This window comes from Nigerium massiliense, assembly GCF_000826085.1.
In the GTDB taxonomy this organism is placed as follows: Bacteria; Actinomycetota; Actinomycetes; order Propionibacteriales; family Propionibacteriaceae; genus Propioniciclava; species Propioniciclava massiliense.
Genome location: NZ_CCYM01000003.1, coordinates 201,949 through 222,859, shown reverse-complemented (window position 1 = coordinate 222,859; position 20,911 = coordinate 201,949). Strand labels below are relative to the sequence as shown.

Sequence of the window (20,911 nt, the reverse complement as noted above, 5' to 3'; positions counted from 1 at the left end):
GCCGGGGGCGACCAAGGGGGGACCGAGCCCGAACACTCGATCCCCCAGGACGCGCACGACGGCGCCGCATCGACGCTCAGGAACGTCCCGGCGCCTCCGCGTCCTCGATGGTCCCCGCCGCCTCGCGTTCGGCAGCCGCGGACTCGGCCATGGCGGCCTGGTCACCCTTCTCGACCTTCGGGGCGGGCTTGAAGTCGACGCCTGCCTCCTTCCGCTGCTGCGGGGTGATGGCGGTGGGTGCCTCGGTCAGCGGGTCGAACCCACCGCCCGACTTCGGGAACGCGATGACGTCGCGGATGGTGTCGAAGCCCCCGAGCAACATCACCAGGCGGTCGAGGCCGAAGGCGATGCCACCGTGCGGCGGGGCGCCGAAGCTGAAGGCGTCGAGCAGGAAGCCGAACTTCTCCTGCGCCTCCTCCTCGGAGAGGCCCATCACGTTGAAGACGCGCTCCTGCACGTCGCGGCGGTGGATACGGATCGAGCCGCCGCCCACCTCGTTGCCGTTGCAGACGAAGTCGTAGCCGTACGACAGCGCCGAGCCGGGATCGGTGTCGAACGTCTCCAAGGATTCGGGCTTGGGCGAGGTGAAGGCGTGGTGGACGGCCGTCCACTTGCCCGCACCGACCGCGACGTCGCCGGACGCCACGGCGTCCGCGGACGACTTGAACATGGGGGCGTCCACCACCCAGAGGAACGACCAGGCGTTCTCGTCGATCAGCTCGCAGCGCCGGCCGATCTCCAGACGGGCCGCGCCCAGGAGCTCCTGGGACGGCTCGCGGGCACCCGCGGCGAAGAAGATCGCGTCACCCGGGTTCGCACCGGCCGCGGCGGCCAGGCCCTCGCGCTCGGCGTCCGAGATGTTCTTGGCGACCGGCCCGCCCAGCGTGCCGTCCTCGCCGACCGTCACGTAGGCCAGGCCCTTCGCACCGCGCTGCTTGGCCCACTCCTGCCACGCGTCGAACTGCCGGCGCGGCAGGGAGGCTCCGCCCGGCATGACGACCGAGCCGACGTACGGGTTCTGGAACACCCGGAACGGGGTGTCGGAGAAGTACTCGGTCAGCTCCCGGATCAACAGGTCGAAGCGCAGGTCGGGCTTGTCGGAGCCGTAGTCGTCCATGGCGTCGTGCCACGACATGCGCGGCAGCGGGCGCGGCATCTCGACGCCGATGAGCTTCCAGCACTCGGCCATGACCTCCTCGGCCAGCGCGATCACGTCGTCCTGGTCGACGAAGCTCATCTCGATGTCGAGCTGGGTGAACTCGGGCTGGCGGTCTGCGCGGAAATCCTCGTCGCGGTAGCAGCGGGCGATCTGGTAGTAGCGCTCCATGCCGCCCACCATGAGCAGCTGCTTGAACAGCTGGGGGCTCTGCGGCAGGGCGTACCACTTGCCGGGGTGCAGGCGCGCAGGCACCAGGAAGTCGCGCGCCCCCTCGGGCGTGGAGCGCGTGAGCGTCGGGGTCTCGATGTCATAGAAGTCGTTGCGGTCCATCACGTTGCGGATCGCGTGGGTGACCTTCGAGCGCAGCACGAGGGCGTCGTGCTGGCGCGGACGCCGCAGGTCCAAGTAGCGGTACTTCAGGCGCGCGTCCTCGCCGACACCGGAGCGCTCGTCGATCTGGAACGGCAGCGGCGCGGCCGGGTTGAGCACCTCGAGCTCGCGGATCGCGACCTCGACCTCGCCGGTCGGCAGGTTCGGGTTGACGTTCTCCGGCGTCCGGGCGTCGACGACCCCGGTGACCTTGATGCAGAACTCGTTGCGCAGGTCGTGGATGCCGGCGGAGGCGAGGTACTCGTCGCGGACGACCACCTGGCAGATGCCGGAGGCGTCCCGGAGATCGATGAAGGCGACACCGCCGTGGTCGCGTCGCTTCGCGACCCAGCCGGTCAGCGTGACGGTCTGGCCGACGTTCTCGGCGCGGAGTTCGCCCGCCTTGTGCGTGCGCAGCATGTGATTCCTTTCTTGCCCCCGCATCGACGGTGCGGAGCGCGTGGGGACGAGTCTAAGGGCTGGCTCCGCTGCGGACGAAGCGCGGTCGCCTTGCGGCCCCGGATCGGCCGTCCGGGGACGCCATGCTCAGAGCCACGTCCGGCTTCCGGTCAGCCCCGGGGGTCTGGGCGCCCCACGTGCGGGCGCAGGTCGTCCGCCGGGGGCGTCCATGCGGACGCGTCGGCCGGCACCTGCTCGCCCGACCGGATGTCCTTCACCGAGCCGTCGCTGAACCACACGTACGGGATGCCGCGGCGGTCGGCGTAGCGGATCTGCTTGCCGAACTTGTCCGCCTTCGGGGCCACCTCGGTCGGGATGCCGCGGGCGCGCAGTCGCTGCGCGGTCGCCACGGCCGCGTCGCGGGCGTCCTCGTTGTCGACGGCCACCAGCACGCAGGTCGGCACCGAGCGGGACGCCACCAGCTCGCCGCGTCCGATCAGCACCCCGAGGATGCGGGTCACGCCCACCGAGATGCCCACGCCCGGGAAGGTGCGCTTGCCGTCGGAGGCGAGCGCGTCGTAGCGGCCACCCGAGCAGATCGACCCCAGGTTCTCGTGGCCCTCCAGCACCGACTCGTAGACCGTGCCGGTGTAGTAGTCCAGCCCCCGGGCGATCCGCAGGTCGGCGACGACGGAGCCCGTGGCCGCGGCGTTCACGGTCCGCACGACGGACGCCAGCGCCGCCAGCCCCTGGTCGAGCAGCTCGTGCTGGACGCCCAGGGCGCGCACCTGCTCGACGAACGACTCGTCACCGCTCTGGATGGTGGCGAGGGCCAGGCACTTGTCGGCGGCGTCGCCGCTCAGGCCCAGCTCGTCGACCAGCAGGGCGCGCACGGCGTCCGGGCCGATCTTGTCGAGCTTGTCGACCCGCTGCAGCACGGCGAGGTGGTCCTCGATGCCCAGCCCGCGGTAGAAGCCCTCGGCGAGGAGCCGGTTGTTGATGTGGAACGTGACCTTGGGCACGCCGAGGGCGCCGAGGCGTCCGAGCGCCTCGACCATGACGAGCAGCACCTCGGCGTCGTGGTGGTCGGCCAGCGAGCCGTCGCCGACGACGTCGATGTCGGCCTGCAGGAACTCGCGGTAGCGACCCTCCTGCGGGCGCTCGCCCCGCCACACCTTCTGGATCTGGTACCGACGGAACGGGAACGCGAGGTGCCCGGCGTTCTCCACGACGTAGCGGGCGAACGGCACCGTCAGGTCGAAGTGCAGGCCGAGGTCGTCGCCCTTGTCGCCCTCCTCGGCGTGCAGCCGGCGGACGACGTAGACCTCCTTGGTGATGTCGCCCTTGCGCGTCAGCGCCTCCATCGTCTCGACGGCGCGCGTCTCGACGGAGGCGAAGCCGTGCAACTCGAACGTGTGACGCAGCGAGTCCAGGACGGCCTGCTCGACGATCCTGCCCTGGGGCAGGAACTCAGGGAATCCGGACAGCGGCTTGGGTCTCATGGTCACCTCAGGAACGACGGTTGCAGGGACGGGTTGGTGGCGCGCTCGTGTGCCACGGTGGTCGCCGGGCCGTGCCCGGGCAGCACGGCGGCGGCGTCCGGCAGCGGGAGGACGACGTCCTTCAGCGTCGCCAGCATCGCGGCGGGGTCGCCGCCGGGCAGGTCGGTGCGGCCGATGGAGCCGGCGAAGACGACGTCGCCGCTGAAGATGAGTTCGCCCTCACCGCCGCCGAGGCGGAACAGCACGCAGCCCGGACGGTGCCCCGGCGCGTGCACGACGTGGAAGCTGAGCCCGGCGACGTCGATCGTCTCGCCGCCGCCCAGCAGCTCGAGGCGGCGCGGCGGTCGCACGTCGACGCCCATCGCGTCGACGAGCTGCTGCATCATCGGGTCGCCGGCCGCCGGGTCGTCCAGTAGCTCGCGGTCGGCCTCGTGCAGCCAACAGGGGACGCCGGAGGCGTCCGCCACGTCGGCGGCGGCCGCCACGTGATCCACGTGGCCGTGCGTCAGCAGAACGCCCACGACGCGGCGGCCGTGCTCCGCGGCGAGGGTGGCGACGCCGTCAGCGGCGCCCTCCCCCGGGTCGATGACGACCGCGTCGTCGCGACCGTCGGCGCCGACCAGGTAGCAGTTCGCCTGGAGGGCGCCGGCGAGGAAGGACGCAACAAGCACGTCGTCCAGCTTATCGCCGAGCACGCGTCACACGATCCCCCGCCTTAGGGCAAGATGGGCGCCATGACTGACTCCACAGGTCCGGCCAGCTTCGGTCGCGTCGCCGAGGACGGCACCGTCTTCGTGCGCGAGGGCGACGACGAGCGCATGGTCGGTCAGATCCCCGACGTCTCCGCCGACGAAGCCCTGCAGTTCTACGTCAGACGCTTCGAGGCTTTGGAGTTGGAGGTGTCGCTGCTGGAGCAGCGCGTCCGCTCGGGCGCACTGTCCCCGGAGGAAGCACGCAAGTCGATCAACACGGCCCGCACGTCCGTGGCCGGCGCGAACGCCGTGGGCGATCTGGCCGCGCTCGCCGCGCGCCTGGACAACCTGGCGCCGCTGCTCAGCGAGCAGTCGGCGGCCCGCAAAGCGGAGCGGGCCAAGCAGCACGAGGAGACCCGACAGGCCAAGGAGGGCATGGTCGCCGAGGCCGAGAAGCTCGCCGAGGGCAACGACTGGCGCGGCGGCGTCAACCGGTTCCGCGCGCTGCTCGATCAGTGGAAGGCGCTGCCGCGCATCGACCGGGCGACCGACGACGCGCTGTGGCGCCGGTTCTCGTCGGCCCGCACCACCTACACCCGTCGCCGCAAGGCTCAGTTCGCCGAGCAGTCCGCGCAGCGCGACACGGCCAAGCGCGTCAAGGAAGCCATCATCGAGGAGGCCCGCCCGCTGGTCGAATCCACCGAGTGGGGGCCGACGTCGGGGGCGTTCCGCGACCTGATGGCGCGCTGGAAGGCGGCCGGTCCCGCCCCGCGCGACGTCGACGACAAGCTGTGGTCGGAGTTCCGCGGCCTGCAGGACCAGTTCTTCAACGCGCGGTCCGCCGCGCAGTCGGAACAGGACGCCGAGTTCCGCGGCAACCTCGAGGCGAAGGAGAAGCTGCTCGCCGAGGCCGAGGCGACGGTCGTCCCCGTCACCGACCTGGAGAAGTCCCGCGCCGCCTACCGGCAGTTCCTCGAGCAGTACAACCAGTTGGGCAAGGTGCCGCGCGACGCGATCCGCGGGCTCGACAACCGCGTCCGCGCGCTCGAGCAGGCCGTCAAGAAGGCCGAGGACGACGAGTGGAAGCGCACCGACCCCGAGGCGCGCCAGCGCGCCCAGGAGACGGTGAACATGCTCTCGACCGAGATCCAGCGCCTCACCGAGAAGGTCGCCAAGGCCGAGGCACGCGGCGACCAGCAGGCCGTGAAGAAGGCGCAGGACTCCATCGCCACCTATCAGACCTGGCTCGACCAGGCGCAGGCGACGCTGGCCGACTTCACCCGCTGACGCTCAGCGCAGCAGCCCGCGAGCCCGGGCGGCGGCGACCGCGGCCGTCCGGTTGTCGACGCCGAGCTTGTCGAAGACGTGGACGAGGTGGGTCTTGACCGTCGCCTCCGACAGGAAGAGCCGCTTCGCGATCTGCCGGTTCGTCATCCCGACGGCGAGCAGCGCGACGACGTCCCGCTCGCGCTCGGTGAGCGAGGTGCCGGGCTCGCCGCCGATGCGGGCGGCCAGCCGTCCGGCGACGCTCGGCGCGTAGACCGGCCGGCCCTTGGCGGCCGACTCCACCCCCGCCACCAGGGTCGCCGGGTCGGCGTCCTTGAGCAGGTAGCCCATCGCACCGGCCTCGACGGCGGCGACGATGTCGGCGTCCGTGTCGAAGGTCGTCAGCACGAGCGCCCGGACGGCCGGGTCGCGACGCCGCAGCTCCCAGATCACGTCGGCGCCGTCGTCGTCGCCGAGCTGAAGATCCATCAGGACGACGTCGGGGCGTTCGCGGCCCACGACGGCCAGCGCGTCGGCCTTCCCGGACGCCTGCCCCGCGACCTCGACCCCGCTGGCCGACAGCAGTGCCACGAGCCCGGCCCGGACGACGGGGTGGTCGTCGACCACGACGACGCGGGTCACGGGCGTTCCCAGGGCAGGGACGCCCCGATCGCCGTGCCCTCGCCGGGGGCCGACTCCACCGAGAGCGTGCCGCCGAGCGCGTCCAGCCGGTCGCGCATGGCGCGCAGTCCGAAACCGCCGTCCGCCGCCGCGGGCGTCGCAGCGGCCGGGTCGAAGCCGACGCCGTCGTCCACGACGTCGACGAGCAGCCCGTCGGGCTCGTAGGACAGCGAGACCGCCACCGTGGACGCCTCCGCGTGCGTCCGCACATTGGCCAACGCGCCCTGCACCAGGCGCAGCACCTCGACGTCGAGCCGGGTCGACGACAGCCGGGGGTCGCCCACGACGTCCAGCCGGGTCTCGATGCCGGTGTGCTCGGCGAGCCTGTTCAGCAGCCGCCGTACCGCGTCCGGCAGCGGCGCATCCGCGAGGGCCTCGGGACGCAGCGCGTGCACGACCGCCCGCGCCTCGGCCAGGTTGTCGGAGGCGGTCTGCTCGATGCGGCGCAGCACATCGTCGGACGGCGACCCTCCGCTGGCCCGGGCCGCCCGGGCGAGCAGGACGATCGACGAATAGCCCTGGGCCAGCGTGTCATGGATGTCGCGGGCGAGGCGGCCACGTTCCGCCAGCGCGCCGGCCTCGCGCTGGGCGACGGCCAATTCCTCCTGGACGGCCACCAGATCGGCCTGTGTCCGGGTCAGCTCCTCCACCAGCCGGCCGCGCGCGACTCTCGTCGAGCACCCGGCGGTAGCCCAGCGCCACCCCGACCGCCACGAGCGCCCCCAGCACCGGGCCGACGATCGCCCCGACCGGCTCGGACGCCGTGGGCGCCAGCGCCACGATCGACAGCGTCGTGAGCACGACGACGATCACGATGCCGCCGACGAACGGCAGCAGGTGCATCGCCAGCAGCGACAGCGGGAACATCAGCCACCCGAGGGCCGGCGACAGCCCGACGAGCAGCGCCCACAGCAGGGTGAGCACCGCGTACCAGGCGCGGCCCGCCGCCGGGGACGCCGCGCCGCGCGCCCAGCGGACGCCGACCAGGTACCAGGCCACGAAGAACGCCAGCGTGACCACGACCCAGGCGGACAGCCGGCCGTCCGCGGCGGTCTGCACCGTCCCGACCAGCACGAGGACGGCGAACAGCACGTGCTGGCCGATCTGGACAGCGCGGGTCGCCGAGGAGACTGCCGAAGACATCGCGTTCACCGTAGCCCCGGCGGCGGTCGGCGCACAGTCCCGCGGGATCAACCGTTCGATGGATGACGGCTCCATCCCCCGGGCGATCTGCCAGCGGCGTCCGCTTCGTAGCGTCGACGACATGCTGATTCTCGCCATCGTTCTGATCACCGGCGCGCTCGTCGCCTACACCGCCGGCGTCTGGGCCGAGCACCGCGCCGGCACCCTGCGCGCCGGCCACGTCGCCCTGTTCGCCACCGGCCTCGTTCTGGACGCCTCCGGCACCGGCGTGATGGGCGTCATCGCCCGTTCCGGCGGCGCAAAGGCCGGCGTCGCGGGGGTGCTCTCCCAGGTCATGCAGGTCACGGGCGCGATCGCGCTCGTGCTGATGGCGGCCCACCTAGCCTGGGCCGTCTGGACCTGGCGGCGCGGCTCCGCGCGCGAGCGCCTGCGCTTCCACCGCTTCTCCACCCTCGTCTGGGCGCTGTGGCTGGTGCCCTACTTCACCGGCATGGCCAGCTCGATGGCGTGACCGGCACCGCTACCCGGAATGCACCCGGCTGACCTCGTAGACGCCGCTGACCCGTTTGACCGCGTCGATCACCCCGGACAGGTGCCGCGGGTCGGGCGTCTCGAAGGTCATCCGGATCGTCGAGACCCGGCCCCGCCCCGCCTGAGCGGACGCCGACAAGATGTTCATGTGCATATCCGACAGCACCCGCGTGACGTCGGACAGCAGGCCCGCCCTGTCGATCCCTTCCACCTGGATGGCCACCAGGAACGCGGCGTCTGCGCTGGGCGCCCACTGCACGGGCACGAGCCGCTCGGGGGTGCGCCGCAGCGCCGCCACGTTCGGGCAGTCGACGCGGTGCACCGAGACGCCGTCCCCGCGGGTCACGAACCCCAAGATCTCGTCGCCCGGTACCGGCATGCAGCAGCGCGCCAGCTTCGCCCACGTGTCCGGATCGCCGTCCACCATGACCCCGGAGTTGTTCGTCGAGGACGAACGCCGCGGCGTCCGCGTGATGAGCGGGACGTCCGCGACGGACGCGTCCGCCACCGCCTCCTCGCCGCCCATCGTGGTGATGAGCGCGGACACGACCGCCTGGGCGCCCGTGACGCCCTCGCCGACGTTCGCCAGCAAGGCGTTCGCGTCGGCGACATGGAACTGCTGGGCCAACCCGGCCAGCGCCTCGGGGGTGATGAGCCGTTGCACCGAGAGGTTGTGCCGCCGCAGCTGCCGGGCCAGCAACTCCTTGCCGTGCTCGATCGACTCGTCGCGCCGCTCACGGGTGAAGTACTGCCGGATCTTCGACCGCGCCCGCGGCGTCTTGACGAAGCTCAGCCAGTCTCGGCTCGGGCCCGCGTTGTCGGACTTGGAGGTGATGATGTCGACGACCATGCCCATGTCGAGCGTGGAATCCAGCGGGACGAGACGTCCGTTGGCGCGGGCGCCGATGCAGCGGTGGCCCACCTCGGTGTGGATGGCGTAGGCGAAGTCGACCGGGGTCGAGCCCTGCGGCAGCGAGATGACATCGCCCTTGGGGCTGAAGACGAACACCTCGTTCTTGACGATCTCGTCGCGGAACGTGTCGAGGAACTCGCCCGAATCAGCCGTCTCCTGCTGCCAGTCGGAGATCGACTGCACCCAGTTGATCTCGCTGCCGTCGGCCTTGCCCTCCTTGTACCGCCAGTGCGCCGCGACGCCGTACTCGGCCTGCCGGTGCATCTCGTGGGTGCGGATCTGCAGCTCCACCGGCTTGCCGCCCGGCCCGAGCACCGTGGTGTGCAGCGACTGGTAGAGGTTGAACTTCGGCATGGCGATGTAGTCCTTGAACCGTCCCGGCAGCGGACGCCAGCGCGCGTGGATCACGCCCAGCACGTCGTAGCAGTCCCGCTTGTCGTTGACGAGCACGCGCAGCCCCACGAGGTCGTAGATCTCGTAGAAGTCGCGGCCGCGGACCATCATCTTCTGGTAGATCGAGTAGTAGTGCTTCGGACGGCCGTAGACGGTCGCGTCGATCTTCGCCTCGGCGAGGTCGGCCCGCACCTGCTCGAGGACGGTGTGGAGGTACTCCTCACGCATCGGCGCCCGCTGCGCGACCAGCTTGACGATCTCGTTGTAGACCTTGGGCTCGAGCACCGAGAACGACAGGTCCTCCAGCTCCCACTTGATCGCGTTCATGCCCAGGCGGTGCGCCAGCGGCGCGTAGATCTCGAGGGTGTCCTTGGCGATGCGGTTCTGCTTGTCGGGCCGCAGGAAGTGGATCGTGCGCATGTTGTGCAGCCGGTCAGCCAGCTTGATCACCAACACGCGGATGTCGCGGCTCATCGCGATGACCATCTTGCGGATCGTCTCGGCCTTCGCGGACTCGCCGTAGACCATCTTGTCGAGCTTGGTGACGCCGTCGACCATGCCCGCGATCTCGTCGCCGAAGTCGGTGCGGAGCTGCTCGAGCGCGTACGAGGTGTCCTCGACGGTGTCGTGCAGCAGCGCCGCGCACAGCGTCGGCTCGGTCATGCCGAGGCCCGCCAGGATCGTCGCGACCGCGAGCGGGTGGGTGATGTAGGGGTCGCCGCTCTTGCGGGTCTGCCCGGTGTGGTAGTGCTCGGCGGTCTTGTAGGCGCGCTCGATGAGGGCGGTGTCGATCTTCGGGTGGTGGGCGCGCATCGCGTTGTACAACGGCTCGAGCTGCGAGCCCTGATTGTTCCGGGGCGCCCCGAGCCGGGCGAGCACCTGCCTCATGCGGATGCGCGGCTGCTCACTGGCGATGCGCTCGCCACCGTCGGGATCCCCCGCGGGCGCAGGAGCGGACACGGTCGTCGGCGTCACCCCGCCGGGACGCTGCGCGCGATCACTCACGACGGTCTCCTTCCTGGTGGGACGAGTTTAGGCACACCCGCCCAAGCGAACCAGCACTCCCACGCAGGAGGCCCGGCAGGACTCCGCCGGCCGCGACCGGGAGGTTCGCGCGGTCGGACGCGCCCGCTCGTTCAGCCCTCGTCGTCGGGCAGCTTGGTCGCCTTCCCCTGCGGCGTCGCGGCCCGGACGACGATCAGCTGATCACCGCCCTGCAGCTTCTCGACGGTGGGGTCGTAGAAGCGGCGCAGGATCTGGTTGCGGACCACGCCGATGACCCGCTCGCCCTCGATATCGGCGGGCGTGATCCCGATCTCATCGCGCTCGAGGTCGCGCTGGGCGACCTCCAGACCGTCGCCGTAGGAGAGCATGTCGTCCATCATCGAGCCGAGCTCGGGACGCACCGCCGACAGCCCGACGAGACGTCCGACGGCGTCCGACGAGGTGACGACCGCGCTGGCGCCGGACTGGCGCAGCAGCGCGACGTTGGGCGACTCGCGCACCGCGACGACGATGTGCGCGCCGGGGCTCAGCTGGCGCACCGTGAGGGTGGCCAGGATCGCTGTGTCGTCGCGGTTGACGGTGATGATGACCTCGCGCGCCTTGGAGACCTCGGCGCGGCGGAGCAGTTCCCGCGACGTCGCGTTGCCCTGGAAGGCCGCCAGCCCGAAGCGGTTCGCGGCGGCGATGGCTCCGCCGTCGTTGTCGAGAACGACGATCTGTTCCTTGTCGACGCCCTGGCGCAGCAGGGTCTTCAGGGCGCTGCGCCCCATCGTCCCGAAGCCCAGCAGCACGGTGTGGTTGCGCATCCTCTTCCTCCATCGGGCGTCGTTGAGGGCCCGGCGGCCCTCGTTCGCCAGCACCTCGAGCGTCGTGCCGACCAACAACACGACGAACGCGATGCGCAGCGGCGTCACGAGGAACGCGTTGAGCAGCCTCGCGTGGTCGGCCACCGGCGTGATGTCGCCGTAGCCGGTCGTGGTGACGGTGACCGTCGCGTAGTAGAAGGCGTCGATCAGGCTGACGCCGTCGCCGTTCGTGTTGTCGGCGTAGCTGTCCCGGTCGAGGTAGACGATGAGGGTGATCAGCGCCAGGATCCCGAGCGCGAGCAGGCCCCGCAGAAGGATCTCGGTGAACGGCGACCTGGTGCGGACGGGCAGCCGCACCATCGCGCGGTAGTCCGTCCAGCGTGACCCGTCATGCGACGGCTGCCCCGACTCCATCGGGTCAGACCGTGACGACGGCGGAGAACGAGTCGATGCCCGCGTCGGCGATGGTCTGACGGCCGTCCAGGAAGCCGAGTTCCATGAGCACGGCGACGTGGACGAGTTCCGCGCCGCCCCGCTTCACCAGGGCCGCGGTCGCGGCCATCGTGCCGCCGGTGGCGAGGATGTCGTCGATGATCATGACGCGGGCGCCCGGCCAGAGGGCGTCCACCTGCATGCTCAGCGACTCCTGCCCGTACTCCAGCGTGAACTGCTCGGTGATGACCTCGCCGGGAAGCTTGCCAGGCTTACGGACGGGGACGAACCCCGCGCCTAGGCGCAGCGCGACCGGGGCGGCGAAGATGAACCCGCGGGCCTCCATGCCGACCACAAGGTCGATCGGGGCCGGCGCCAGCGCGACCAGCTCGTTGATCGCCGTGCGCAGGCCCTGCGGCTTCGCCAGCAGCGGCGTGATGTCCTTGAACACGACGCCCGGCTTGGGCCAGTCGGGGACGTCGTGGATCAGGTCGTTGATGAGCCGCTGGTTGGGCGTGAACTCGTCGCTCATCACTTCTTCCTCTCGCTGCGCGGGCTGCGCTGCGGCTGCTGCCGTTGCGCCGACGTCGCGGGCCGGGCGGGACGCTCCTGCGAGCGGCTCCGCACCTCCTCGGCTGAGACCATCCCGATCGTATCCGGATCGACCGGCTCGGCGGACCCCGTGGCGACGACGCGGCGCGAGGCCGTGGCCCCGCCGCCGGCGGCCGCACCGGCGTTCGCGCCCGCGGCGACGGGCTGGCGCGACGAACGACGGCGCAGGCGGGCCGCGTGCTCACGCAGCGCCGGCTCGCGCTCCTTCATGTCGGTGAGCAGCGGCGTCGCGATGAAGATCGACGAGTAGGCGCCGGCGATCATGCCGACGAACAGGGCCAGGCCCAGGTCCTTCAGCGGGCCGGTGCCGAGGATGAACACGCCGGCGAACAGGATCGCGGCCACTGGCAGCACGCCGATGATCGTGGTGTTGATCGACCGGACGAGCACCTGGTTGACCGCCGCGTTGGCGGCCTGCGAATACGTCCTCCGCTGGTGCGTGATGTCGGCGGTGTTCTCCCGGACCTTGTCGAAGACCACCACCGTGTCGTACAGGGAGTAGCCGAGGATCGTGAGCATGCCGATGAGGCTGGCGGGGCTGAACGTGAACTGCAGGATCGCGTAGACGCCCACGGTGACGAGCAGGTCGTGCACCAGCGCGACGATCGCCGCGATGGCCATCTTGCCGTTGCGGAAGTAGACCCAGATCAACACCGACACCAGCGCCAGGAAGATCACCAGCGCCAAGATGCCGCTCTCGGTGATCTGCTTGCCCCAGGAGGCGCCGATCAGGTTGTTGGTCACCTGGTCGGCCGGGACGCCGGCGTGCGTCGCCAGCGCGTTGCGCACCGTGGTCTCCTCTTGGGCGTTCAGCGCGCGGGTCTGGACGCGGATCTCGTTGGTGCCGATCGCGTTGGCCTTGACGTTGCCGTTGTCGGGCAGCGGCAAGGACTGCACCACGTCGATGTACTCGTCGACGCTCGTGGCCGTCACCGTCGTCGGCACGGCGAACTCCGTGCCGCCGCGGAAGTCGATCGACAGGTTCAGCCCGCGGAACAGCACGAACAGCAGGCAGATCACCAAGATGACGCCCGAGAAGAGGTACCACCTCTTGCGGTGGCCGACGAAGTCGTAGGAGACGTCGCCCGTGTAGAGCCGGTGCGCGATGCTTTGGCGCCGCGCGGCCTTCTCGGGTCGGCCGTCCTCGCCCACCACGGCCGTGGTGTCGTCGCCGGGCGCCGCGGAGCGCTGCTCCTCGCCGGCCTCCGGCGCCTCGTCGAGGACGCCGCCGGTCTGGTCGGCCGCCGCGTCGTTCGTCGTCGCGTCGATGTCGGGGCGATCGTCGTCGGTGCGGGGCATCAGGCCTCCTTCGCGGTGGTGGCGGACAAGCGGCGCGTGCGGCGTCCACGCTGTTCGGCGCCCAGGTGGTCTGCCTCGAAGCCCGAGAACCTGCGTCCCTCGCCGAAGAACTTCGTCCGGCCGAGCAGCGTCACGAGCGGTTTGGTGAAGAAGAAGACGATGAGGATGTCGACCACCGTCGTCAGGCCCAGCGTGAAGGCGAAGCCCTTCACCGATCCGATCGCCAGGATGAACAGCACCAGCGCCGAGAGCAGCGAGACCGCGTCCGCGACCAGGATCGTCTTACGGGAGCCGATCCAGCCGGTCTCGATAGCGGTGGACAGGGAGCGGCCGTCGCGCACCTCGTCCCGGATACGTTCGAAGTAGATGATGAACGAGTCGGCGGTGACGCCGATCGCCAGGATCGCGCCGGCGATGCCGGGCAGGTTCAGCGCCAGCCCCATGCTTTGCCCGAGCAGCACCAGCAGGGCGTACGTGATCAGCCCGCACAGTGCCAGCGAGGCGATGATGACGATCGACAGGCCCTGGTAGTACGCGATCGCGTACAGCGCCACGAGCGCCAGGCCGACGGCGCCGCCGATCAAGCCGGCGCGCAGCTGCTCGCCACCCAGCGTCGGGGACACGTTCGCCGACTCGGAGAGCTCAAAGCTCAACGGCAGAGCGCCGTACTTCAGCACGTTGGCCAGATCGGTCGCGCTGGCCTGGTTGAAGTCGCCGGTGATCTGCGCCCGGCCGCCGGCGATCGCCTCGTTGACCCGTGGCGCCGAGATGACGTCGGAGTCGAGCACGATGGCGAACTGGTTCTGCGGCTCCTGGCGGTCTGGCTGCGACAGCATACGCGTCGCCTCCTCGAACTTCGCCGCGCCCTCGCCGTTGAACTGGAGGCTCACGGTCCAGGAGACGCCGCCGCTGAGGATGCCGGCTTGGGCGTCGGTCAGCTGGTCGCCACGGACGATCACCGGGCCGAGCAGGTATTTGGCCGTGCGCTCCCGGTCGCAGGTGATCAGCGGCTGGTCGGTGACGTCGGGGAACGGCTCGCCGCACTGATAGGCGGCGAAGTCGGCCAGGTCGCGCTGGGTGGGCTGCCAGGCCATCGCCTCGGCGACCGTGGGCTGCTTGGCCGCGGGGGCGGTCGGACGCGGCGAGGGCGCCGGCGTCGGCAGACCCGGGGCCGGGCGCCGGTTCGCGCTGGGGGACGCCGACGGTTCGGCTGGCTGCGGCGCCGGCGTCGCCTGCTGCATCTGGTAGACGGGACGGAAGTACAGCTGGGCCGTCTGGCCGACCATCTCGCGGAGCTGGTCGGGGGCCACGTTCGGCACCGACACCGTGATCTGGTTGCCGCCGACGGTGGTGACCTCCGACTCGCCGACGCCCATGGAGTCGACGCGCTGCTGGATGATCGTGCGGGCCTGCTCGAGGCTGGCCTGGTCGACGCCGCCCTGGCCCGTGGAGTTACGGGCGGTCAGCGTGATCGTGGTGCCGCCGCGCAGGTCGAGGCCCAGCTTGGGCGTCCAGGCGTTGGTGGCGGCCATGACGACGAACAGCGCCGCCGTGCAGAGAAGAAAGATGACCAGCGAGCGCACCGGGTGGGTGCGCACCGCCGGGCGCCTGCTGTGCGTGTTCGTGCTCCCGGCCAATGCCGTTACCCCCGAGGACGATCGTCGTCGGTGCCGTCGACACGGTGGCTGCCCTCGGGGCGCTCCACGTCGACGTGGCCGGGTTCCGCCGGGCGCTCGAAGCCGGTGCGAGGCTCGTCCGTGGCGTCGCCGTCGACGACCGCGCCCTGCTCGAACGCCGGGTCGGACGGCGCGACGTTGTCGGCGGCCGGGGGCACGTTGTCGTAAGAGGAGGCGTAGCCGTCGGACAGTTGGTCGCCCGCGACGCCGGCGGCACCACCCGCGACGGCCGGGTCCGCGGGGGCGTCCGGCTCGTCGGTGTACTCGAAGTCTTCGTCGTCGGAGGAGACGACGCGGCCGATGGCCTGCTTGGCGATGGTCATCTCGACGCCGGGGGCGATCTCGACGATCGCCTGGCGGTCACCCATGTGGACGATGGTGGCGTAGACGCCGGCGGTGGTCATGATGCGGGCGCCGGGCTCCAGCGCGCTCACCGTCTGCTGCTGTTGCTTGAGGCGCTTCTGCTGCGGACGGATCATCAGCAGGTACATGGCGCCCAGCACGACGGCGAACGTCAGCAGCAACGACCAGAAATTATTGTCACCCATGGGTTTCGGCAATCCCTCGAACGAGAAGTCAGGTCAGTCGGGCCACGCGGGCCCGTGCCCGGTCAGACTACCGCCTAGGCGTCGCCGTCCGTGAACAGGTCCGGACCCTCGGCCTGTTGCGGCGCCTGCAAGCCCAGATGCGTCCAGGCCCGCGGGGTGGCGATGCGCCCGCGCGGCGTCCGCATGACGAAGCCCTGCCGGATGAGGAACGGCTCGGCGACCTCCTCGACGGTCTCGGTCTCCTCCCCCACGCTCATGGCCAGCGTCGACAGCCCGACCGGGCCACCGCCGAACCGGACGCAGATCGACTCGAGCACGGCCCGGTCGAGCCGGTCGAAGCCCAGCTCGTCCACCTCGTAGAGCTCCAGCGCGCCAGCGGCCACCGCGGGGGTGATGCGTCCGGACGAGCGGACCAGCGCGAAGTCGCGCACCCGGCGCAGCAGCCGGTTGGCGATGCGCGGCGTGCCCCGGGAGCGGGACGCGATGACCCGGGCGCTGTCGTCGTCCAGCCGGATGTCGAGCAGGGCGGCGCTGCGCAGGACGATGCCGACGAGCGGCTCGGTGTCGTAGTAGTCGAGCTGGCCCGTGAAGCCGAAGCGGTCGCGCAGCGGACCGGGCAGCAGGCCGGCGCGGGTGGTGGCGCCGACCAGGACGAACGGCGGGATCTCCAGCGGGATCGCGGTCGCCCCGGGCCCCTTGCCGACGACGACGTCGACGCGGAAGTCCTCCATGGCGAGGTAGAGCATCTCCTCGGCGGGCCGGCTCATGCGGTGGATCTCGTCGAGGAAGAACACCTCGCCCTCGCTCAGCCCCGACAAGATCGCGGCGAGGTCGCCGGCGTGCTGGATGGCGGGCCCCGACGAGATGCGCAGCGGCGAGCCGAGCTCGCTGGCGATGATCATGGCCAACGTCGTCTTGCCCAGCCCGGGAGGACCGGACAGCAGGATGTGGTCGGGCACGCGGGCGCGCTGCTGGGCTGCGGCCAGCACGAGGCCGAGTTGCTCGGCGACGCGTTCTTGACCCCGGAACTCCGCCAGCGTCGGCGGCCGCAGCGCCGACTCGGCCGCGCTCTCGTCGCCGTGCACGTGCGGGTCGAGCGGATCAGACTCGAGCCGGCTCATTTGGCCAGGCCCCGCAGCGCGGCCTTCATCAGCTCGCCGACGCCGTACTCGGGATGCTCCGCCGCCAGCGGCTCGACGCGTTCGCAGGCCGCCTCGGCGTCCCGGGCCGACCAGCCGAGCGACTCCAGGCCGCCGCGCACCTGGTCGCGCCAGTCGTAGGCCGGCGCGGCGGCCACCGGGCCGGCACCCTCGGCGGTGACGGCGGCCAGGGTGTTGACCTTGTCTTTCAGCTCGATGACGAGCCGGCGGGCGCCCTTGGGTCCGATGCCCGGGACGCGGGTCAGCGCCGCGACGTTCTCGGCCGCGATGGCCGCGCGCAGCTCGGCGGGCGGCAGCACGGAGACGACCGCCTGGGCGATCTTCGGACCGATGCCCGTGGCGCTGCGGACGAGGTCGAACGCGTCGCGCTCGTCGGCGTCGGCGAACGCGAACAGCGCGGGCACCTCGTCGCGGATCACCATCGAGGTGTGCACGGTCGACGTCTTCCCCAGCCGCACGGCGGACGCCACCGCGGGCGTGCACAGCGCGCGGAAGCCGACGCCGCCGACGTCCACCACCACGGCGGTCGCGCTCACCGCGACGACGGTTCCGGTCAGTTGCGAGATCACCCGCGTCTCCTCTCGGCCGCGCGGGCGCGCGCCCGGGCGACCCCTTCGGCCAGCTCCATGCGGCGTTGCGCCTCGGCGATGCGGTTCTGGATCGGCGCGCGCCACAGGTGGCAGACCGCGAGCGCCACCGCGTCCGCCGCGTCGGCGGGCCGGGGCGGGGCGTCCAGCTTCAGCACGCGCATCACCATCTGTCCGACCTGCGCCTTGTCGGCCCGGCCGGAGCCCGTGATCGCGGCCTTCACCTCGCTGGGGGTGTGCTGGACGACCGAGAGCCCGGCCCGCGTACCGACCAGCAGCGCGACCCCGGACGCCTGCGCCGTCCCGATGATCGTCGAGACGTCGCGGCGGGCGAAGACCCGCTCGATCGCCATCGCGTCGGGGCGGTACTCGGCCAGGTACTGCACGAGCGCCCGCTCCAGGTCGGCGAGCCGCTGCCCGGTGTCGGCGGCGGCGTCCGTGCGGACGACGTCGGCCATCACCAGCGCCGGCGGGCGCCCGGTCGTCCCCTCGACCACGCCGATACCGCAGCGGGTCAGGCCGGGATCGATCCCGAGCACACGCATACGCCCTCCTCCGAACAGACGTTCGGATACTAACCTCAGGCGTCGAGCGCAGCGAGCATTTCGTCCGGCACGTCCTCGTTCGAGTAGACGGCCTCGACGTCCTCGACGTCCTCGATCGCGTCGAGCAGCTTGAACAGCTTCTCGGCCTGCTCCTTGGACTCGATCGGCTGGGTGAACTGCGGGATGAACTTCAGGTCGGCCGACTCGTAGTCGATGCCCGCGGCCTGGACGGCCTTGCGCACCTCGACCATGTCGCTCACCTCGGAGATGATCTCGAACACGTCGTCGCCGTCGTTGATCTCCTCGGCGTCCGCCTCGATGGTGGCCTCGAGCAGGTCGTCCTCGGTGATGGTGCGCGGCGCGGCCTTCTTCTCCTCGGGCTGCTGCACCTTCTTCACCTCGACGACGCCCTTGCGGTCGAACACGCGCGCGACCGAGCCCATGTCGGCGACCGTGCCACCGTGGCGGGTGATCGCGACCTTGATGTCGGACGCCGAGCGGTTGCGGTTGTCGGTGAGGCAGTTGATCAGGATCGCCACGCCGCCGGGGCCGTAGGCCTCGTAGGTGATCTCGTCGTAGGAGACCGCGTCCGAGCCCGCACCGGAGCCGCGCTTGACCGCGCGATCGATGTTGTCGTTGGGGACCGAGTTCTTCTTCGCCTTCTGGATGGCGTCGTACAGCGTCGGGTTTCCACCGGGGTCACCACCGCCCACCCGGGCGGCCACCTCGATCTTCTTGATGAGGTTGGCGAAGAGCTTGCCGCGCTTGGCGTCGATCGCCGCCTTCTTGTGCTTCGTGGTGGCCCACTTGGAGTGACCGCTCATCTGTGTCCTTCTAGAGTCGATGTTTGCCGCGGCAACTCTAGTCGAATCGGTCAAAGCGTGTTCGGCCGCCCGTCACCGCGGCGTCCCGCGCCGGTCACCGGGCGCTGATGGGGTGAGGGTGTCTCCTTCATAGACACCCGCGGCCGCCCCGCCACGACGCGGGCGCGGACGCGTCCCTCCCCCTCGATAGGAGTATCTGTGTCCGACAACACCCCCTCCCTGAACCGCCGCCGCCTTCTGGGCGCCACCGGCGCCGTGGGCCTGGCCGCCGGTGCCGGTGCGCTCGGCTTCCCCCAGACCGCTCAGGCGGACAACGCGCAGGGCGACCGCCGGCCCGTGGCGAAGCGCGGCGGCGTCGCCCGCACGTCCCTGCGGTTCCGCAACGACGGCAGCTTCACGATCCTGCAGTTCAACGACACCCAGGACACCCAGCTCACCGACAAGCGCACCCTGGAGCTGATCACGAAGGCGGTGCGCACCGAGCGGCCCGACCTCGTCATCCTCGTGGGCGACAACATCAACGGCACCCCGGCCACCGCGCTGGAGCACAAGCAGGCGATGAACAACGTCGCCGCCACCGTCGAGGCCACCGGCACGCCGTGGCTGGCCACCTTCGGCAACCACGACGAGGACTCCACGCCGAAGTCGGGCATCGACGAGGCCGCCATGCTCGCCTTCTACCGCCAGTACCGCCACAACGTGAACGTCGACGGCGCCCGCGGCATCACCGGCACCGGCAACATGTACCTGCCGATCCTCGCCCCGCGCGGACGCCGCAGCGCCTACGGCATCTGGCTGCTCGACTCCGGGCGCTACGCCCCCGAGAAGATCGCCGGCCAGGACTTCGAGGGCTACCCCGACTGGGACTGGCTGCGCATGGACCAGGTCGACTGGTACTACCGCCTCTCCCAGGAGCTCGAGCAGGACAACCGCCGCGTCGTCCCGTCGTCGATGTTCTTCCACATCGCCCTGTGGGAGCACCGCTTCATGTGGTTCTCCAGCGTGGACGACCGCTCCGCCGCCGCGCACCAGCGGGCCGTCGCCAAGCACGGCATCACCGGTGAGCGCAACGAGGACGAGTGCCCCGGGCCGTTCAACTCCGGCATGTTCAACGCGCTGCTCAAGCGCGGCGAGACCCGCTCGGTGTCCGTCGGTCACGACCACATCAACACCTACTGGGGCAACTACTACGGCATCCAGCTGGGTTATGGCCCCGGCAGCGGCTTCGGCGCCTACGGCCTTGGCGGCGCGCAGAACCACCGCCTGCGAGGCGGCCGCGTGTTCAAGCTGCAGATGGGGTCGAACGGGCTGGCCGAACTCGACCGCACCTACCCCGTCTACGCCAAGGACCTCGGCATCGACATCACCGCGGGCAACCAGCGCATCCCGGCGCCGCTCCCCTTCCCGCGCGGCGTCCGCTGACCCACGCGCTCGCGACGCCCTCGTCGCCTTGTGACCCACCGCGGCCCGGACGCCTCACGCGTCCGGGCGGCGAGCCTGGTCAGCGACCCGCCGCGTCCAGTGCCTGGGGCAGGGAGAAGTTGCCCACATAGAGCGCGGTGCCGATGATCGCGCCGGTGACGCCGGTGGGGACGAGCCCGCGCAGGGCGGTCAGGTCGTCGAGGCGGGCGATGCCGCCGGACGCGATCACCTCGGCGTCCGTGCGCTCGGCGACGGCGCGCAGCAACTCCAGGTTCGGGCCCGTCAGCATGCCGTCGGACTGCACGTCGGTGACGACGAACGTGCGACAGCCCGCGTCCGACAGCCGGTCGATGGCCTCGGCCCAATCGCCGCCCTCGCGCACCCAGCCGCGGGCGGCGAGCTGGGTCCCCTTGACGTCGATCGCGATCCCGATGCGGTCGCCGTGCTCGCCGATGATGCGCTCGCACCACGCGGGGTTCTCCAGCGCGGCGGTGCCGATGTTGACGCGTCGGCAGCCGGTGCCCAGGGCGCGATCGAGGGTCGCGTCGTCGCGAATGCCGCCGGACAGCTCCACCTTGAGATCGAGCGTGGAGATGATCTCGGCGAGGAGCTCGGCGTTGGAGCCGCGTCCGAACGCCGCGTCCAGATCCACCAGGTGCAGCCATTCGGCGCCCGCGTCCTGCCAGCGCCGAGCGGCGGCCAGCGGGTCGCCGAACGTCTTCTCGGTGCCCGCCTCGCCCCGGACGAGCTGGACGGCCTGACCGCCCTGGACGTCGACGGCGGGCAGCAGCGTGAGCTTGTCGGACACGGATTCTCCTTGAACAGTGCGGTTGTGGTCTGCCCGTCAGGCTAGCGGCTCGCTCGTCGACGCTGCGGGCCGCCGGGAGGTGGCCGATCCGCGGCGACGGGCGCCGGCGAGCACGACGCCGGGGTTGCGGTGGGCGTCC

The 20,911-nt window shown here is 71.0% G+C and carries 20 protein-coding genes; 3 read left to right on the top strand and 17 right to left on the bottom strand.

The features are described from left to right. Positions 1 to 76: 76 nt before the first annotated feature. From aspS to BN1187_RS07375, 3 genes are all read right to left on the bottom strand, one after another. On the bottom strand, positions 77 to 1,948 hold the full coding sequence (gene aspS, locus BN1187_RS07385; protein ID WP_052462477.1) for an aspartate--tRNA ligase: 1,872 nt from the start codon (positions 1,946 to 1,948) through the stop codon (positions 77 to 79). A gap of 149 nt (positions 1,949 to 2,097) precedes the next feature. Beyond that, on the bottom strand, positions 2,098 to 3,429 hold the full coding sequence (gene hisS / locus BN1187_RS07380) for a histidine--tRNA ligase (RefSeq protein ID WP_040160551.1): 1,332 nt from the start codon (positions 3,427 to 3,429) through the stop codon (positions 2,098 to 2,100). 2 nt (positions 3,430 to 3,431) lie between these two features. Continuing rightward, positions 3,432 to 4,124, bottom strand: a complete 693-nt coding sequence (locus tag BN1187_RS07375) for an MBL fold metallo-hydrolase (RefSeq protein ID WP_235750632.1) — start codon at positions 4,122 to 4,124, stop codon at positions 3,432 to 3,434. A 39-nt stretch (positions 4,125 to 4,163) separates the two neighbouring features. On the opposite strand from BN1187_RS07375, the gene BN1187_RS07370 reads away from it, so the two are divergent. Further along, complete coding sequence (locus BN1187_RS07370) at positions 4,164 to 5,408, top strand: DUF349 domain-containing protein (protein ID WP_052462738.1); 1,245 nt, start codon at positions 4,164 to 4,166, stop codon at positions 5,406 to 5,408. Positions 5,409 to 5,411: 3 nt separating this feature from the next. On the opposite strand, the gene BN1187_RS07365 is transcribed toward BN1187_RS07370, so the two are convergent. Genes BN1187_RS07365 through BN1187_RS14615 form a run of 3 tightly spaced genes read right to left on the bottom strand, consistent with a single transcriptional unit; the run spans position 5,412 to position 7,211 of the window. Then, on the bottom strand, positions 5,412 to 6,029 hold the full coding sequence (locus tag BN1187_RS07365; RefSeq protein ID WP_040160547.1) for a response regulator: 618 nt from the start codon (positions 6,027 to 6,029) through the stop codon (positions 5,412 to 5,414). Continuing rightward, positions 6,026 to 6,685 (bottom strand): sensor histidine kinase, encoded by a 660-nt coding sequence (locus BN1187_RS14620; protein ID WP_218184604.1) that lies wholly within the window; start codon positions 6,683 to 6,685, stop codon positions 6,026 to 6,028. The genes BN1187_RS07365 and BN1187_RS14620 overlap by 4 nt, the downstream gene beginning before the upstream one ends. Further along, the gene (locus BN1187_RS14615; protein ID WP_218184603.1) at positions 6,600 to 7,211 is read right to left on the bottom strand and encodes a hypothetical protein; all 612 of its coding nucleotides are present in this window, start codon (positions 7,209 to 7,211) and stop codon (positions 6,600 to 6,602) included. Before BN1187_RS14615 ends, BN1187_RS14620 begins: the two co-directional genes overlap by 86 nt. 58 nt (positions 7,212 to 7,269) lie before the next feature. On the opposite strand from BN1187_RS14615, the gene BN1187_RS07355 reads away from it, so the two are divergent. Further along, positions 7,270 to 7,722: an HsmA family protein gene (locus BN1187_RS07355; RefSeq protein WP_072042013.1), complete on the top strand. Its 453-nt coding sequence runs from the start codon at positions 7,270 to 7,272 to the stop codon at positions 7,720 to 7,722. Between the two features lie 9 nt (positions 7,723 to 7,731). On the opposite strand, the gene BN1187_RS07350 is transcribed toward BN1187_RS07355, so the two are convergent. The 10 genes from BN1187_RS07350 to BN1187_RS07305 all read right to left on the bottom strand — a co-directional run bounded on the left by BN1187_RS07350 (position 7,732) and on the right by BN1187_RS07305 (position 18,542). Next, positions 7,732 to 9,936, bottom strand: coding sequence for a RelA/SpoT family protein (locus BN1187_RS07350; protein WP_082034720.1), 2,205 nt, complete (start codon positions 9,934 to 9,936; stop codon positions 7,732 to 7,734). A gap of 248 nt (positions 9,937 to 10,184) precedes the next feature. Further along, positions 10,185 to 11,273, bottom strand: a complete 1,089-nt coding sequence (locus BN1187_RS07345; protein ID WP_040160544.1) for a potassium channel family protein — start codon at positions 11,271 to 11,273, stop codon at positions 10,185 to 10,187. A 4-nt stretch (positions 11,274 to 11,277) separates the two neighbouring features. Then, positions 11,278 to 11,823, bottom strand: a complete 546-nt coding sequence (locus BN1187_RS07340) for an adenine phosphoribosyltransferase (protein WP_040160542.1) — start codon at positions 11,821 to 11,823, stop codon at positions 11,278 to 11,280. After that, the gene (secF, locus tag BN1187_RS07335) at positions 11,823 to 13,202 is read right to left on the bottom strand and encodes a protein translocase subunit SecF (RefSeq protein ID WP_082034590.1); all 1,380 of its coding nucleotides are present in this window, start codon (positions 13,200 to 13,202) and stop codon (positions 11,823 to 11,825) included. Before secF ends, BN1187_RS07340 begins: the two co-directional genes overlap by 1 nt. Beyond that, a complete protein-coding gene (secD, locus tag BN1187_RS07330) occupies positions 13,202 to 14,734 on the bottom strand; it encodes a protein translocase subunit SecD (protein ID WP_052462736.1) in 1,533 nt (510 codons plus the stop codon). The genes secF and secD overlap by 1 nt, the downstream gene beginning before the upstream one ends. A 110-nt stretch (positions 14,735 to 14,844) precedes the next feature. Further along, complete coding sequence (gene yajC, locus BN1187_RS07325; RefSeq protein WP_082034589.1) at positions 14,845 to 15,426, bottom strand: preprotein translocase subunit YajC; 582 nt, start codon at positions 15,424 to 15,426, stop codon at positions 14,845 to 14,847. A gap of 74 nt (positions 15,427 to 15,500) precedes the next feature. After that, positions 15,501 to 16,547: a Holliday junction branch migration DNA helicase RuvB gene (gene ruvB / locus BN1187_RS07320; protein WP_040160540.1), complete on the bottom strand. Its 1,047-nt coding sequence runs from the start codon at positions 16,545 to 16,547 to the stop codon at positions 15,501 to 15,503. Continuing rightward, complete coding sequence (gene ruvA / locus BN1187_RS07315) at positions 16,544 to 17,155, bottom strand: Holliday junction branch migration protein RuvA (RefSeq protein WP_040160537.1); 612 nt, start codon at positions 17,153 to 17,155, stop codon at positions 16,544 to 16,546. Before ruvA ends, ruvB begins: the two co-directional genes overlap by 4 nt. Next, the gene (gene ruvC / locus BN1187_RS07310; protein ID WP_040160535.1) at positions 17,152 to 17,718 is read right to left on the bottom strand and encodes a crossover junction endodeoxyribonuclease RuvC; all 567 of its coding nucleotides are present in this window, start codon (positions 17,716 to 17,718) and stop codon (positions 17,152 to 17,154) included. The genes ruvA and ruvC overlap by 4 nt, the downstream gene beginning before the upstream one ends. A gap of 35 nt (positions 17,719 to 17,753) precedes the next feature. After that, entirely contained in the window at positions 17,754 to 18,542 is a 789-nt protein-coding gene (locus tag BN1187_RS07305; protein ID WP_040160533.1) for a YebC/PmpR family DNA-binding transcriptional regulator, read from the bottom strand. 198 nt (positions 18,543 to 18,740) lie between these two features. On the opposite strand from BN1187_RS07305, the gene BN1187_RS07300 reads away from it, so the two are divergent. Next, positions 18,741 to 19,964 carry a metallophosphoesterase family protein gene (locus tag BN1187_RS07300; protein WP_040160530.1) on the top strand — a complete coding sequence of 408 codons (1,224 nt, stop codon included), beginning with the start codon at positions 18,741 to 18,743 and terminating at the stop codon, positions 19,962 to 19,964. Positions 19,965 to 20,043: 79 nt separating this feature from the next. Here BN1187_RS07300 and priA read toward each other — a convergent pair whose 3' ends face one another. Beyond that, positions 20,044 to 20,772: a bifunctional 1-(5-phosphoribosyl)-5-((5-phosphoribosylamino)methylideneamino)imidazole-4-carboxamide isomerase/phosphoribosylanthranilate isomerase PriA gene (gene priA / locus BN1187_RS07295; RefSeq protein WP_040160528.1), complete on the bottom strand. Its 729-nt coding sequence runs from the start codon at positions 20,770 to 20,772 to the stop codon at positions 20,044 to 20,046. Positions 20,773 to 20,911 lie beyond the last annotated feature (139 nt).

Coding starts and splice junctions, on each gene's coding strand:
- yajC (WP_082034589.1), bottom strand. CDS start 15,426: ATGGGTGACAATAATTTCTGGTCGTTGCTGCTGACGTTCGCCGTCGTG.
- secD (WP_052462736.1), bottom strand. CDS start 14,734: ATGGCCGCCACCAACGCCTGGACGCCCAAGCTGGGCCTCGACCTGCGC.
- hisS (WP_040160551.1), bottom strand. CDS start 3,429: ATGAGACCCAAGCCGCTGTCCGGATTCCCTGAGTTCCTGCCCCAGGGC.
- aspS (WP_052462477.1), bottom strand. CDS start 1,948: ATGCTGCGCACGCACAAGGCGGGCGAACTCCGCGCCGAGAACGTCGGC.
- BN1187_RS07355 (WP_072042013.1), top strand. CDS start 7,270: ATGGATGACGGCTCCATCCCCCGGGCGATCTGCCAGCGGCGTCCGCTT.
- secF (WP_082034590.1), bottom strand. CDS start 13,202: ATGCCCCGCACCGACGACGATCGCCCCGACATCGACGCGACGACGAAC.
- BN1187_RS07305 (WP_040160533.1), bottom strand. CDS start 18,542: ATGAGCGGTCACTCCAAGTGGGCCACCACGAAGCACAAGAAGGCGGCG.
- ruvB (WP_040160540.1), bottom strand. CDS start 16,547: ATGAGCCGGCTCGAGTCTGATCCGCTCGACCCGCACGTGCACGGCGAC.
- BN1187_RS07340 (WP_040160542.1), bottom strand. CDS start 11,823: ATGAGCGACGAGTTCACGCCCAACCAGCGGCTCATCAACGACCTGATC.
- BN1187_RS07350 (WP_082034720.1), bottom strand. CDS start 9,936: ATGAGGCAGGTGCTCGCCCGGCTCGGGGCGCCCCGGAACAATCAGGGC.
- BN1187_RS14615 (WP_218184603.1), bottom strand. CDS start 7,211: ATGTCTTCGGCAGTCTCCTCGGCGACCCGCGCTGTCCAGATCGGCCAG.
- ruvC (WP_040160535.1), bottom strand. CDS start 17,718: ATGCGTGTGCTCGGGATCGATCCCGGCCTGACCCGCTGCGGTATCGGC.
- BN1187_RS07345 (WP_040160544.1), bottom strand. CDS start 11,273: ATGGAGTCGGGGCAGCCGTCGCATGACGGGTCACGCTGGACGGACTAC.
- BN1187_RS07370 (WP_052462738.1), top strand. CDS start 4,164: ATGACTGACTCCACAGGTCCGGCCAGCTTCGGTCGCGTCGCCGAGGAC.